We start from the raw sequence: 14854 nt of genomic DNA on the forward strand, positions 1-14854 counted from the left end.
AGGAGTAAAGATTCAATTCTCTTGTCATTTTTTTAAAGAATTTTTATTTCCCTTGGATAACACCTTATATCATAAAGATGAAATCGAGCAAATGATGAAAAAGATTATAAATCAATCATAGTGTTTTTATCAAAACATGCTTTTTCTTACCAAAAGAAAGTTTAATTGTTCCTTCAGCATTGATATCTTCTTCAAGAAGAAGATGCGTTTCATTCTCAATGATTTTATCATTGATACGGACACCCCCACCTTGAACATGTCTACGTGCTTCACTGTTAGATTTAGCTAATCCTGCTTGTACTAAAAGAGTTAACAATCCAACACCTGTTGTTAATTCTGTAGCATGAATTTGAACAGTTGGAAGGTTTTCTCCGAGTGCTTTTTCTTCAAAAATTTTACGAGCAGTTTCGGCAGCTTCATTAGCAACACTGCGCCCATGCAACATTGCGGTAACTTCTGTTGCAAGAATCTTTTTAGCTTCGTTAATTTCAATTCCCTGTAATGTAGAAAGTTTAAGGATCTCGTCCATTGACAATGTTGTATAAAGCTTTAAAAACCTTGTAACATCAGCATCTTCTGTATTGCGCCAATATTGCCAAAAGTGATAAGGTGAAAGCATATCTGCATTAAGCCATACAGCACCATTTAATGATTTACCCATTTTAGCACCAGAAGAAGTTGTTAACAATGGTGAAGTTAATGCATATAACTGCGCTGTTCCTAAACGATGTCCTAACTCAATGCCATTGATAATATTGCCCCATTGATCAGAGCCTCCCATTTGCATGCGCAATCCATAACGCTTATAAAGCTCAACAAAATCATAAGCTTGCAAAATCATATAATTAAATTCAAGGAATGACAAAGAATGTTCGCGTTCAAGTCTCAATCTGACAGAGTCAAACGACAACATACGGTTAACAGAAAAATGTTTTCCTACATCACGTAAAAATTCTAAATAGTTCAAATTAGATAACCATTCAGCATTATTCACAATGCATGCATCGGTTTTTCTATCACCAAATGTCAAATAGTTCGCGAATACTTTTTTAATACTAGCGATATTTTTAGCAATATCATCTTGTGTCAGAAGACGCCGTGCCTCATCCTTAAAGGAAGGATCACCGATCAGTCCTGTTCCTCCTCCCATCAAAGCAATAGGACGGTGGCCGGTTTTTTGTAACCAATAAAGCATCATAATTTGCAGAAGACTTCCTGCATGTAAACTTGATGCAGTAGGATCAAATCCAATATAAGCGCTTACAGCTTCTTTTGAAAAAAGATCATCCAAACCTTTTTCATCTGAAACTTGATGAATAAAGCCACGTTCGCTCATAATGTGTAAAAAATCAGATTTAAAGGCAAGCACAGATCTTATTTCCTAATTAATATTGCATTTATTTATATAACGAGATTGCTCATCTATTCTCTCTACCATAAATAACGCAAATCTCATAAGAAAATGAAAGATATAAGAAATGAAAACAAACACCTTAAGAATCCTTCTTTCAAGTATAAGAAAAAAAGATTGTTTGTTTATTCTTAAACGCAAACAGATATCCAAAAACTGGGAAACAAGGCAAAAAACAACCCCCCTTTTTCCTATCAGAATGAATTTGTTATATTTTTAGTGCTTTAGGTAAGTAACAATATTTCAGGTGGGGGAACAAGGAATTCAGTTGTAATATGATTATCTAAATATTGAGAACATCGTTCAATAAGCTCTTTATTGCATCCGCTAAAAAAGTGGTTAGCACCTTCTAGTACTTCTTGTGTAATCGTAATTCCTTTTTGTATTTTTAGTTTATCTACAAGAGCTTGAACATCTTTTGGAGGAGCAACTTTATCAATATCACCGTGAATGATAAGTCCAGAGGAGGGGCAGGGGGCAAGAAATGAAAAGTCATAAACATTAGGTTGTGGAGCAACGGATATAAAGCCTTCAATTTCTGGTCGGCGCATTAAAAGCTGCATCCCAATCCAAGCACCGAATGAATATCCAGCTACCCAGCAATTTTTAGAATCAGGATGCTGTGTTTGTACCCAATCGAGTGCTGCAGCAGCATCAGAAAGTTCTCCTATTCCATAATCAAATTCACCTTGGCTGCGACCGATACCACGAAAATTAAAACGTAATGTAGTAAAACCACGTTGTTGAAACATATAGAAAAGATCATAAACAATTTTATTGTTCATCGTTCCCCCAAATTGGGGATGTGGGTGCAAAATAATAGCAATTGGTGCATTTCTGTGCTGTGAAGGCTGATAACGCCCTTCAAGTCGACCTGCGGGACCATTAAAAATAATTTCTGGCATTAAATGCTCCTTAAAATACTATAAAGGCTCTCATTGACCTTGATCGACTTTTACCATAGAATCTCTATTTAATTATTAGATATTCTTTTTTAAGTGCATTTTTCAAGAAAATTGCACTATTTTTAACATCAATTCATAAGATTAATGATTGCGATGTAAAATGGTTATAAGACGCCGATATTTCGATCATAATGCGACAACACCGCTCAAGAAAACGGCACTAATGGCATTATTAGAATCTTTAGAGATATTTGGCAATCCATCATCTGTTCACGCAGAAGGACGTGCTGCTAAAGCTTTATTAGAAAAAGCACGCAGACAAATTGCTGAAAATCTCAACGCCCATCCAGATCATGTTGTATTTACATCTGGCGCAACTGAAGCAGCAACGACTCTCTTAACACCCCTTTATGATATGGGAAGCTCTAAAGTGCAATTTTCTCATTTATATATTGGAGCTACTGAGCATCCATCTATAGCAGAAGGAGGACGTTTCTCCAAAGAATCTATTAGTGTAGTCGCTGTTGATCAAGATGGGATCATTCAACAAGATAAATTAATTTCTCTCTTAACTGGTCACGACAACATAAAAGGTCTTCCTCTTGTTGCTATTCAAGCTGCTAATGGTGAAACCGGTGTTATTCAACCAATAAAAGAAATAGCTTCTATCGTTCGAAACTTTGGAGGCATTCTTATCGTTGACTTGACACAATATGTAGGCAAAAACTTTGTTGATATTCATCAGATGGGAGGAGATTTTTTTATACTGTCTGCGCATAAAATTGGTGGACCAAAAGGAATCGGTGCTTTTATTTCATGTGGGAATCTTCTGATGCCATGTCCTCTTATTGTCGGAGGGGGGCAAGAAAAGGGGTTGCGTGGAGGAACGGGAGCTGTGCCGTTGATTTCTGCTTTCGGGGCAGCGATAGCTGATTGTTTCACACAAGAAGAGAGAGAACAGTTAATATCTTTGCGTAATAAATTAGAAGATGGAATAGAGAGCATCTCTTATAATGTTGAAATTTTTGGTAAAAAAGTTCAACGTTTGCCAAACACAACTTATTTCACTGTACGTGATATAAAAGCTGAAACTATGCAAATTGGTTTTGATTTGGCAGGATTTTCTGTCTCAGCAGGTTCAGCTTGTTCTTCAGGAAAAGTTAAACAAAATAAAGTTTTGACAGCAATGGGATATCATGTCCCTAATGGAGCGATTCGCGTTTCAATAGGGCAGAGCACAACATCTCAAGATATTAATGATTTTTTGTTGTTGTTTGCTCAAATTATCAGTAATAGAAGAGGGTAGAACTTATTCATTTATATTTATAAATTAGAATTATTGTAAAAAGCAAATAAGTTTGATTGAAATTTTTCCACTTTATCTATAGCCTAGAGAATGAGCTAGTCATTTTAATGCTGTGAAAAACAAGACTTTTTATTTACCGGTTCTTGATACCAAAAATGGAGAAAGTTTATGCCGGCAGTACAAGAAACAATACGCCAAGTGCGTGAAATAGATGTTGATCAATATAAATATGGTTTTGAAACCAATATTGAGACAGATAAAGCCCCAAAAGGTTTAAATGAGGACATTATCAGATTTATTTCTGCTAAAAAACATGAACCTAAATGGATGCTAACATGGCGTTTGCAAGCTTTTCGTCGTTGGTTAACAATGCAAGAACCTGATTGGGCGCGCATTAAATACCCAAAAATTGATTTCCAAGAGCTCTATTATTATGCTGCTCCTAAAAATCATACAGGACCAAAATCTTTAGATGAAGTTGATCCTGAGTTATTGGCAACTTATGAAAAACTTGGTATTCCTCTCAAAGAACAAGAAATTTTAGCAGGAGTAAGAAAACAGTCTGATCCCTCCACTTTTGATGATAGCATTTATGAAACGGGACAGGTCGCTGTTGATGCAGTCTTTGATTCTGTTTCTGTTGTAACAACATTTAAGAAAGAGTTGGCTCGTGCTGGTGTTATTTTTGCTCTATTTCAGAAGCAATTACTGAACATTCTGTTCTCATTAAAGAATATTTAGGAACCGTTGTACCTATCGGTGATAATTATTATGCTGCCTTAAATGCAGCTGTTTTTACAGATGGTTCATTTGTTTATATTCCCAAAGGCGTTCGTTGTCCTATGGAGCTTTCAACCTATTTTAGGATTAATGAACGCAATACAGGCCAGTTTGAACGAACATTAATTATTGCAGATGAAGATTCGTATGTTTCTTATCTTGAGGGATGTACTGCTCCCCAACGTGATGAAAACCAACTTCATGCTGCTGTTGTAGAGCTTGTTGCGCTTAAAAATGCAGAAATTAAATATTCTACAGTACAAAATTGGTATCCGGGTGATAAAGATGGTAAAGGTGGTATTTACAATTTTGTGACAAAGCGTGGAGACTGTCGGGGCGATAACGCTAAAATTTCATGGACACAAGTTGAAACGGGTTCTGCCATTACTTGGAAATATCCCTCTTGCTTATTGCGTGGTGATAACTCACGTGGAGAATTTTATTCTATTGCTGTTGCTAATGGCTATCAACAAATCGATTCCGGTACAAAAATGATTCATTTAGGGAATAATACATCAAGCCGTATTGTTTCCAAAGGTATCTCTGCTGGTTTTTCAAATAATACTTATCGGGGACAAGTGACAGCACATAGAAAGGCGCAGAATGCACGCAATTTTACACAATGTGATAGTTTGTTAATTGGTAATGATTGTGGTGCTCATACAGTTCCTTATATTGAAGCAAAGAATGCGACTGCGCAATTTGAACATGAAGCAACAACATCAAAAATTTCTGATGATCAGCTTTTTTATGTTATGCAACGAGGGATACCTGAAGAGGAAGCGATCGCATTAATTGTGAATGGTTTTGTCAAAGAAGTTATTCAAAAACTTCCAATGGAATTTGCTGTCGAAGCACAAAAACTCATTGGTATTAGCCTTGAAGGTAGTGTGGGATAATTATTTAATTAAACAGCACACTTGATATAAAATAGCCAGAGCAGGATTAAATTATGTTGGAGATAAAAAATTTACGAGCCCGTATTGTTGGGACAGATACAGAAGTTATTCGTGGTTTAAACTTGACCGTTCAAGATGGTGAAGTTGCTGCTATCATGGGACAAAATGGAGCCGGAAAATCAACTTTATCTTATTTGCTTGCTGGTCGTGATGATTATGAGGTGATAGAAGGTGATATTCTTTATAATGAACAATCACTTTTAGAAATGGATCCAGCAGAACGTGCTACCTACGGTGTTTTTCTTGCCTTTCAATATCCAATGGAAATCCCTGGAGTAGCAACAATGGAATTTTTAAAAGTTGCAATGAATTCTCAACGCAAGGCGCGTGGTGATGCAGAGCTTAAAATTCCTGAATTTATAAAATATGTTAAAAACGTTTCTTCAAAACTTGAAATAGATATGGACATGTTAAAGCGTCCATTGAATGTAGGTTTTTCAGGTGGAGAAAAAAAACGTGCTGAAATTTTACAAATGGCGCTTCTTGAACCTAAACTTTGCATCTTAGATGAAACAGATTCTGGTTTAGATATTGATGCTTTAAAAATTGTTGCAGATGGTGTGAATAAACTTCGGGATGCAAAACGTTCATTTTTAGTGATTACGCATTACCAACGTCTGCTTAACTATATTATTCCTGATACGGTGCATGTTCTCTATAAAGGACGAATTATTAAAAGTGGCGATAAATCATTAGCGCTTTATTTAGAACAAAATGGATATGCTGATCTCATCAGCGAAGCTGCTTGAGGTCATTGAATATGAATGCACGGCAAGAATTGTTAGCAGTTGAAAAAGATATACTCAATAATTTCAACCAATGTTTAGACAATTTACCTGGTGATAGAGCTGTACAAGCAGTTCGCAAGAAAGCGATAGAACTGTTTCAAAAAACACAACTTCCTTCGCGTAAAATTGAAAATTGGCATTATACGAATCTGCGCACATTATTGAAATCTGTTAGTCATTTTTCAGCAATAAGTGATGAAAAATTCGTTGAACCTTTACTTTCAGAAAGTGCTCTCTTCTCTATTAGAAATGGAAAAACAGTTGCACAATCACAGATAACAAATATTACAGTAAAACGTCTTGCTGAGATATTAAAAGAAAATTTTGTAAAGATAGACCAAATCATTTCTGATGACGATTTTGTTGGACAATTAAATACAGCTTTCGTTACAGATGGTTGGCTTTTTCACATTCCCGAAAATACAAAATTAAATGTTCCTCTTGAATTACAAAATATTCAAATGGGAGGACATTCTCATACTTTTTCAGACATAAAAATTGATAAAAACTGTCAAACCATATTTGTTGAACATCAGATTGGTAATGATAAAGACACCTTTGTTAGCTCGATATCTTCCTTAAATATTGCTGCTTATAGTGATGTTACATGGATCATCATTTGCAATCGTGGTTTTAACTCTACGCAGTTTAGCCGATTTCGGGCTATTCTTGGGCAAGGAGCAAAGCTCTCCCTTTATGTAGTTAATATAGGTAGCCAACTTAATCGTCAGGAAATTAATGTTGAGTTACAAGAAGAGGAATCGAATTTTCAATTGCGCGTTATCAATTTATTATCAGAACAAACGCATAGCGATCTTACGATGACTGTTGGTCATGTTGAAGAAAAATCAACCTCAACCGAAATTATACGCAACGTTGTCACGGATAAGGCTGTTGGTGTTTTTCAAGGAAAAATACGTGTTGCTCAAAAAGCGCAAAAAACAGATGCACGTATGGCTTGTAATAGCCTCGTACTTTCAGATAATGCGGAATTTAATGCAAAACCTGAACTAGAAATTTTTGCCGATGATGTTGCATGTGGACATGGTGCAACAGTTACTAATATTAACCATGATCATCTTTTCTATCTCATGGCGCGTGGCATTCCTTTTAAAACTGCTCGCGGCCTTTTAATTAAAGGATTTGTCTTTGAGCTTATTGAAGACATCAAAAAAGATGATATTCAAGCTATTTTAAAAAACATTATTAGCAGTTGGTTAGAAAAAAATGTTTAAGGTAAAAAAATGGGAAATGACGTACAAGCATGCAGTTATGATGTAGAAAAAATTCGGCGTGATTTTCCTCTTTTACAACGTAGTGTTTATAGAAAGCAATTGGTCTATCTTGATAATGGTGCCTCTGCTCAAAAACCACAATCAGTGCTCAATGCTATGGATCATTTCTATCAATGCAACTATGCGAATGTACATAGAGGAATGTATTTTTTAGCAAACGCAGCAACACAATCTTATGAAAATGCCCGTGAAACAATTCGTGCGTTTTTAAATGCTCAAACAGTTGAAGAAATTGTTTTTACGAAAAATGCAACAGAAGCAATAAATGCTGTTGCTTATGGTTGGGCTATGTCCAAATTAAAGGAAGGTGATGAAGTTGTTCTCACCATTATGGAACATCATTCAAATATTATTCCTTGGCATTTTCTTCGTGAACAAAAAGGTGTTAAGCTCATCTTTGTTCCGATTGATGAAAATGGTATTTTACATATTGAGGATTTCCAAAAAGCTTTAAGTAAACGGACAAAACTGGTTGCTATTACGCATATGTCAAATATATTGGGAACTATTCCTCCTGTTAAAGAGATTGTTAAGCTCGCACATCAAAATGCCATTCCTGTTCTTGTTGATGGTTCTCAAGGGGCTGTCCATTTGACAGTTGATGTGCAAAATCTTGATTGTGATTGGTACGTTTTTACGGGGCATAAGCTTTATGGTCCTACGGGTATTGGTGTTCTTTATGGTAAGAAAGATCGGCTAGAGGAAATGCATCCTTTCCAAGGAGGAGGAGAAATGGTTGAGGATGTAACAACTGATAAAGTTTCTTATAATACTCCTCCCTACCGCTTTGAAGCAGGAACGCCTCCCATAGTTCAAGCCGTTGGATTGGCTGCTGCTATTCATTATGTACAAGAAAAGGATAGAAATGCTATTCATGCACATGAAACAACTCTGTTAACCTATGCACATGAAAAGCTTGAAACGGTTAAGTCATTGCGTATTTATGGACGTTCTCCTCATAAAGGCGCTATTATATCTTTTGAAATGGAAGGTATCCACGCCCATGATATTGCTATGTTTATTGATAGACAAGGGGTTGCTATACGTGCGGGAACACATTGTGCACAGCCTCTATTACAACGCTTTGGTTTAACATCTATTTGTCGTGCTTCGTTTGCTATGTATAATACTTACGAAGATATTGACCAGTTAGTGGAAGCATTAGAAAAAGCAAGGACATTTTTTAATGGCTAAAACAGTTGAAGAGCATCATTCTACAGAATCTGTTGAAACTGTAAGTGAAAATGAAAAGGCTTATATATCAGCAATTCCAGCAGATGAAATTGAGCGTATGACGAATGATATCATTTCTGCTCTGAAAACGGTTTATGATCCAGAGATTCCTGCTGATATTTATGAGCTAGGATTGATTTATCGTATTGATATTGAAGATGATCGTTCAGTAAAAATTGAAATGACGCTTACAGCACCAGGATGTCCCGTTGCTGGTGAAATGCCAGGTTGGGTAGAAAATGCTGTAAGCGCAGTTGAAGGGGTTTCGCACGTTGAAGTCACCATGACATTTGATCCTCCATGGACACCTGATTGTATGTCAGAAGAAGCGCAAATTGCTGTTGGATGGTATTAAAAATTATTATCTATGATATATTTATTTAGTTTTTTTAAATTTTGCATTTAAGAATGTTCGTATGCTCTATAATAAACAAAAGTTGGAACTCACTTGGATTGGAAAAGAGAAACGCCCAAGACTTGAACCTCGTATTTTATTAGAAGATCTTGAGAAATCTTATCATGCTCCACACCAAGTATCTGCTCAAGATATTTTTGATAATAAACTCATCTTTGGTGATAATCTACTCGCGCTCAAAGCGCTTGAACAAGAATATACAGGTAAGGTAAAATGTATTTATATTGACCCACCTTATAATACGGGCAATGCATTCGAACATTATGAAGATGGATTAGAACATTCCATATGGCTTAGCCTTATGAGGGATAGGTTAGAGCTGTTGCATCATTTACTTGCAAATGATGGAAGTATTTGGATATCCATTGATGATGATGAACAAGCTTATCTTAAAGTTATGATGGATGAAATTTTTGGTCGACGAAATTTTGTAAACAATATCATTTGGCAAAAGAAATACGCTCCACAAAATGATGCAAAGTGGCTTTCAGATAACCATGATTTCGTGATGGTTTATGCTAAAGATAAAACTGTTTGGCGACCTAATTTGCTTCCTCGTTCAATCAATATGGATGCGCGCTATAAAAATCCTGATAATGATCCACGTGGTCCATGGCAGTCCGGAGATTTATCGGTAAAAAGGGTGACACCTAAGGATATTTATGAGATCATCACGCCTTCTGGACGCAGGGTGATGCCTCCTGCTGGAACGAGTTGGCGGGTTAGCAAACAAAAATTTTTAGAGCTATTAAAAGATAATCGTATTTGGTTTGGATCAGATAACGGTGGAGTACCACGTATTAAACGCTTTGTTTCAGAAGTAAAACAAGGAATAACAACTATGACCATTTGGCCTTATCAGGAAGTTGGTCATAATCAAGATGCAAAAAAAGAAGCCAAAGTCTTTAATTATGATAATGTATTTGCAACCCCAAAACCTGAACGTCTTATGGAACGCATTATTCAGCTTGCCTCCAATCCTGGAGATCTTGTATTGGATTCCTTTGCCGGCTCGGGTACCACTGGAGCAGTTGCTCACAAAATGGGCCGTAAGTGGATTATGATTGAACTTGGGGAGCATTGTCATACACACATCATACCTCGTTTAAAACAAGTGATTGATGGAACTGATCAAGGTGGTATTTCTAAAAATGTAAATTGGCAAGGTGGTGGAGGTTTTCGCTATTATCGTCTTGCACCTTCTTTGTTGCAAAAAGATCCATGGGGACAGTGGATTATTAGTCGCGAATATAATGCTGCTATGCTTTCGGAAGCCATGTGCAAACATATGGGGTTTACCTATGCTCCTGATGAAAACCATTATTGGATGCAAGGATATTCAACCGAAACGGATTATATTTATGTAACGACCAATGCAATGACACATGAACAACTCCGCGTTATCAGTGAAGAGGTTGGTCCTCATCGTACTTTGCTTATTTGTTGTGCAGCCTTTGATACAAAACCAGAATCTTTTGAGAATCTCACGCTTTCTAAAATACCGCGTGCTGTCTTAGAAAAGTGTGAATGGGGGAGGAATGATTACAGTTTGAATGTAGCAAATCTTGAACCAATGGTGGTAGTAAACGAGCCCACCAAAAAAGATACAGATATTGCACAAGCAGAATTAGATTTATTCGAATAAATAGAAAAAGCGGAGTTTTTCATGAACGCAGTTGAAAAAAAAATTGCTGCTCGTTTATCATTGCGCTACCCTCAACACAAATCCTTGAATGTTTTGGTGCAAATTCTAGAGAATATTGAACTTTCTAAAAATACTGATTTAGTTGCAGATTTAGAAGCAATAAAAAAACTTTATCCTTCTGTACAAGATTTTGAACGCGATTTTCCTTCTTTTTGTTTTGCTTTGGCAACTGGAGTTGGGAAAACACGTTTGATGGGCGCTTTTATCAGCTATCTTTATTTAACAGGACGCAGTCGCAATTTTTTTATATTGGCGCCAAATTTGACTATTTATGAAAAATTAAAACAGGATTTCAGTCCTCAAAGTCCCAAATATGTATTCAGTGGAATGAATGAGTTTGTTGCAAATAGACCGGTAATTATTACAGGTGATGATTATGAAAGTGGTAAAGGAATTCACTCTAATGAACCAAAATTTTATGGACAACAGCGTTTGTTTGAGGATGAAAATACAGCTTTTATCAATATTTTTAATATTTCCAAAATTAACACAACGGATCATAAAAAAGGAACTGCAAAATCAAATATTCCACGGATTAAACGCTTACAAGAAACTATTGGCGAAAGTTATTTTGATTATCTTGCAAATCTTCCTGATCTAGTGCTTTTAATGGATGAAGCGCATCGTTATCGTGCTTCTGCGGGTGTTTCGGCGATTAATGAGTTGAAACCTGTTTTAGGTTTAGAACTTACAGCAACACCGAAAACAATAGGGGCAAAGCCTGTAAATTTTAAAAATGTTGTGTACGGCTATTCACTTGCAGAGGCTATGAGAGATCGGTTTGTGAAAGAGCCTGCTGTCGCTACACGTAAAGACTTTCAGCCGAAAAACTACACGTCTGAACAATTAGAGTATATTAAACTACAAGATGCAATTCATGCACACGAAAAAGTAAAAGCAGATTTGGTTATCTATGCTAGTGATTATAAAAAAAAGTGCGTTAAGCCTTTTGTGTTAGTTGTAGCGCAAGATACAGAGCATGCGCAGAAATTGCATAATTTGTTAGAAGCGGATGATTTTTTTGCCGGAGCTTATAAGGGAAAGGTTATAGAAATTCATTCAAAACAATCGAATACAGAAGAAGATAAGAATATTCAGAAACTAATTGCAATTGAAGATCCAAATGAGCCAACGGAAATTGTTATTCACGTTAATAAACTGAAAGAAGGATGGGATGTCACTAATCTCTATACTATTGTACCGTTGCGTGCATCTACTTCAGAGATTTTAACTGAGCAAACGATAGGTCGTGGGTTACGTTTGCCGTATGGTAGTAAAACCGGCATAGAATCCATAGATCGTTTAACAATCATTGCACATGATCGTTTCCAAGATATTATTGATCGTGCTAATGAGCCAAACTCAATTATTAAAAAGCATATTGAGATTGGAATAGGGGGAGATATATCGGCCGAAAAATCAGATATACTCACAGTACCAAGTTGTGCAGAAACAGAATCAACAAAGACGACGGTGACACGCTACTCCAATATAAACGGAGCATCTGATTTCCAAGATGTCGCGTTGCATAATACGGCTCCGTCTTTCACTCCCGAGGAGAAAAAAATTGCTGATATCACGTGGAATATTATCAAAGGATATGAAAAATTGCCAAATTCTCAGGCACTTTGCTCCACTATAATACAAGAAAAAATCAGTAATGAAGTTATAGAAACCATGCACGCGTCAAAGGGTACTCTTATTTGTGATAACATAAAAGCAGAGACTGAAGCTTTGGTGCAAAAAGTGGTTGCAGACCTAACAGAAAATTTAGCAAAACGTATAATAGATATTCCCAATATTGTGCTTATTCCCTCTGGTGAGGTTACTTATGGTTTTTCTGACTTTGATTTAAAAAACCTAGAAAGTTTAAACTTGCAACCCGTGAGTAGAGAGCTTTTAATTCGAGAATTACGCACACATAAAAGTATTTTTCTTACCTCTGAAAATGAGTATCTCAAAGAGCCTCATCTTGAAAATTATATCATTCGTACTTTAATTGATAATGATTTTATTGATTATGACAACCATACGCCACTATTACGAAAATTAGCGGGGCAGTTGGTGCAACATTTTCGATCTTCTTTATCAAATGATGCTGCTGTTGAGAATGTATTGATTCATTATCAGCATCAACTTAATAATTTTATAGTTACTCAATTAAAATCACACCAGTGGGAAACACAACAAGATTATGAGGTTAAAATTACACGGGGATTTACAACCTTAACACCTCTTCACTACACACTACCACAGGGTACATTTCCTCTTGATTTTCGTTGTATTCCTTCCAATAAAAGCGATATTAAAACACTTGTATTCAAGGGATTTAAAAAATGTTGTTATCCTTTACAAAAATTTGATTCAGTGGAGGGGGAGTTGCGATTTGCTCAAATATTAGAGGATGATGTAAAAGTATTAAAGTGGATGAAGCTTGCTCGAGGTTTTTTCAAGATAGAATATGACAAAGGATTGATCTATGAACCGGATTTTGTTGTAGAAACGAAAGATGCCAAATATCTTTGTGAACCTAAAAAAGCATCTGAAATACACAATCCTATTGTTTTGAAAAAGACAAATGCAGCTGTTCAGTGGTGCTATCATGCAACGAGTTATGTTGTTACGAATGATGGAAAACCATGGCATTATGTTCTTATTCCACATGATGCTATTAAGGCCAATCGTAGTTTTGAGGGTTTGTGTGCAGAGTTTACAATTTCAAGAGCTGAACTTAATGCAGAATAGCTCTTTTGCCAAACAATAATAATCTTGATGAGAGAAAAAGAAGTCTTTTCAGAAGAAAAAACATCTGGATTCCATTTAGAAAATTGAGCAATGTAAAAGGAATAAGCTCTTCTCAAAAAAATAAAACCACTTATTGTTCTCTCTTGTAAAAGATAACTAGAGTGGTCTAACCATAGTAGACTATAAAAATGGATAATTTGATATATGTTCCTAAATTTAACGAAAACGACTTTTAGCTTTTTAAAGCAAAACCCAACAAAAAAATTTACAGCGAGAGAAATCGCTCAATGGATATTCGAAAATTATCCCGAGGAATGTCACAAAAAGCAAAAGCGCTCAACTGCGACAGTTGCTCCCCTTAACAGTGAGGCTGCTCTCATTCAGCAAATTGTTGCTGAAATAGGCTCTATGCGCCCTCAATTGCAAAAACGTTATCCAGAAATTAAAACCACGGAAGGTCGACCACGGCAATATTATTTTACACAATTAACAGATAAAGATGAAATTGACGAAGTAGAAGAAAATGTTGTGTGTTCGACTTCTAAGATAAATGATCTTTCTGTTAGAGAGCATGATCTGTATCCATTATTATCTCAATTTTTATGGACAGAGCTTGAAGTATATAGCAAGCGTATTGACGAAAAACGCTCTCGTAACAAACATGGCAATGGTGGCAATAAATGGCTTTATCCAGATGTTGTAGGGCTACAAGATTTAAGTAATGAATGGCACCATGAAATCAAAGATTGTGTTTTGCAGTATTTTGATAAAAAAACAAAACTTTGGTCTTTTGAAGTTAAAATTCTTATCAACCGTTCAAATCTGCGGCAAGCTTTTTTTCAAACAGTTAGCAATTCCTCATGGGCTAATTTTAGTTATTTAGTTGCGAGTGAAATTGAAGGTATTGATACTTTAAAAGAACTTCGGATACTTTCAAGTTTACATGGAATTGGATTTATAAGATTAGATAAGGAAAACACATCCGAGAGTCAAATTATCATTCCTGCTAAGGAACGCAATGAAATTGATTGGAATACTGCCAATAGATTAATAGAAGAAAACAAAGACTTCTTTGATTATATTAAACTCATTCGTCAATTCTATCAGACTGGCGAGATTCGCCCATCTGATTGGACTCAAATAACCCCATGAATAGTTTTAAAATTGCTCCTCATTCTCAAATTTTTAGTTTATTGTTTTTAAATACTCGCTATCAATATAAAGTTGTTGATTGTATCTTGAAAAACTCTTTATTTATGTTTCTCTTAATTAAAAAAATATTATTTTCGTAAGTACTTATGTCACAGACAAA

The 14854-nt window shown here is 35.8% G+C and carries 10 protein-coding genes and 1 pseudogene; 9 read left to right on the plus strand and 2 right to left on the minus strand.

The annotated features are described in order from the left end of the window. Nucleotides 1–115: 115 nt before the first annotated feature. Entirely contained in the window at nt 116–1369 is a 1254-nt protein-coding gene (gene tyrS / locus NMK50_RS05410) for a tyrosine--tRNA ligase (RefSeq protein WP_254769616.1), read from the minus strand. A gap of 266 nt (nt 1370–1635) precedes the next feature. Further along, nucleotides 1636–2316: an alpha/beta hydrolase gene (locus tag NMK50_RS05415; protein ID WP_254769617.1), complete on the minus strand. Its 681-nt coding sequence runs from the start codon at nt 2314–2316 to the stop codon at nt 1636–1638. Between the two features lie 160 nt (nt 2317–2476). Here NMK50_RS05415 and NMK50_RS05420 point away from each other — a divergent pair, with 160 nt between their 5' ends. The 9 genes and pseudogenes from NMK50_RS05420 to NMK50_RS05460 all read left to right on the plus strand — a co-directional run bounded on the left by NMK50_RS05420 (nt 2477) and on the right by NMK50_RS05460 (nt 14694). Beyond that, nucleotides 2477–3622 (plus strand): cysteine desulfurase family protein, encoded by a 1146-nt coding sequence (locus NMK50_RS05420; protein WP_254769618.1) that lies wholly within the window; start codon nt 2477–2479, stop codon nt 3620–3622. Nucleotides 3623–3790: 168 nt separating this feature from the next. Then, nucleotides 3791–5301 (plus strand): annotated as a pseudogene (sufB, locus tag NMK50_RS05425) (Fe-S cluster assembly protein SufB). 53 nt (nt 5302–5354) lie between these two features. Beyond that, the gene (gene sufC, locus NMK50_RS05430; protein ID WP_254769619.1) at nt 5355–6110 is read left to right on the plus strand and encodes a Fe-S cluster assembly ATPase SufC; all 756 of its coding nucleotides are present in this window, start codon (nt 5355–5357) and stop codon (nt 6108–6110) included. A gap of 11 nt (nt 6111–6121) precedes the next feature. After that, nucleotides 6122–7384, plus strand: a complete 1263-nt coding sequence (gene sufD / locus NMK50_RS05435; RefSeq protein WP_254769620.1) for a Fe-S cluster assembly protein SufD — start codon at nt 6122–6124, stop codon at nt 7382–7384. A gap of 9 nt (nt 7385–7393) precedes the next feature. After that, entirely contained in the window at nt 7394–8638 is a 1245-nt protein-coding gene (locus NMK50_RS05440; protein WP_254769621.1) for an aminotransferase class V-fold PLP-dependent enzyme, read from the plus strand. After that, a complete protein-coding gene (locus NMK50_RS05445) occupies nt 8631–9032 on the plus strand; it encodes an SUF system Fe-S cluster assembly protein (RefSeq protein WP_254769622.1) in 402 nt (133 codons plus the stop codon). Before NMK50_RS05440 ends, NMK50_RS05445 begins: the two co-directional genes overlap by 8 nt. 61 nt (nt 9033–9093) lie before the next feature. Further along, complete coding sequence (locus NMK50_RS05450) at nt 9094–10737, plus strand: site-specific DNA-methyltransferase (protein ID WP_254769623.1); 1644 nt, start codon at nt 9094–9096, stop codon at nt 10735–10737. A gap of 21 nt (nt 10738–10758) precedes the next feature. Beyond that, on the plus strand, nt 10759–13542 hold the full coding sequence (locus tag NMK50_RS05455) for a DEAD/DEAH box helicase (RefSeq protein WP_254769624.1): 2784 nt from the start codon (nt 10759–10761) through the stop codon (nt 13540–13542). A gap of 204 nt (nt 13543–13746) precedes the next feature. Further along, complete coding sequence (locus NMK50_RS05460; RefSeq protein WP_254769625.1) at nt 13747–14694, plus strand: COG2958 family protein; 948 nt, start codon at nt 13747–13749, stop codon at nt 14692–14694. Nucleotides 14695–14854: the final 160 nt, after the last annotated feature.

This window comes from Bartonella harrusi (assembly GCF_024297065.1).
GTDB lineage: Bacteria > Pseudomonadota > Alphaproteobacteria > Rhizobiales > Rhizobiaceae > Bartonella > Bartonella harrusi.

Bases quoted from the DNA above. Each gene is read 5' to 3' on its own strand.
- NMK50_RS05415 (WP_254769617.1), bottom strand. From the start codon at position 2,316: ATGCCAGAAATTATTTTTAATGGTCCCGCAGGTCGACTTGAAGGGCGT.
- NMK50_RS05420 (WP_254769618.1), top strand. From the start codon at position 2,477: ATGGTTATAAGACGCCGATATTTCGATCATAATGCGACAACACCGCTC.
- sufC (WP_254769619.1), top strand. From the start codon at position 5,355: ATGTTGGAGATAAAAAATTTACGAGCCCGTATTGTTGGGACAGATACA.
- sufD (WP_254769620.1), top strand. From the start codon at position 6,122: ATGAATGCACGGCAAGAATTGTTAGCAGTTGAAAAAGATATACTCAAT.
- NMK50_RS05440 (WP_254769621.1), top strand. From the start codon at position 7,394: ATGGGAAATGACGTACAAGCATGCAGTTATGATGTAGAAAAAATTCGG.
- NMK50_RS05445 (WP_254769622.1), top strand. From the start codon at position 8,631: ATGGCTAAAACAGTTGAAGAGCATCATTCTACAGAATCTGTTGAAACT.
- NMK50_RS05450 (WP_254769623.1), top strand. From the start codon at position 9,094: ATGCTCTATAATAAACAAAAGTTGGAACTCACTTGGATTGGAAAAGAG.
- NMK50_RS05455 (WP_254769624.1), top strand. From the start codon at position 10,759: ATGAACGCAGTTGAAAAAAAAATTGCTGCTCGTTTATCATTGCGCTAC.
- NMK50_RS05460 (WP_254769625.1), top strand. From the start codon at position 13,747: ATGTTCCTAAATTTAACGAAAACGACTTTTAGCTTTTTAAAGCAAAAC.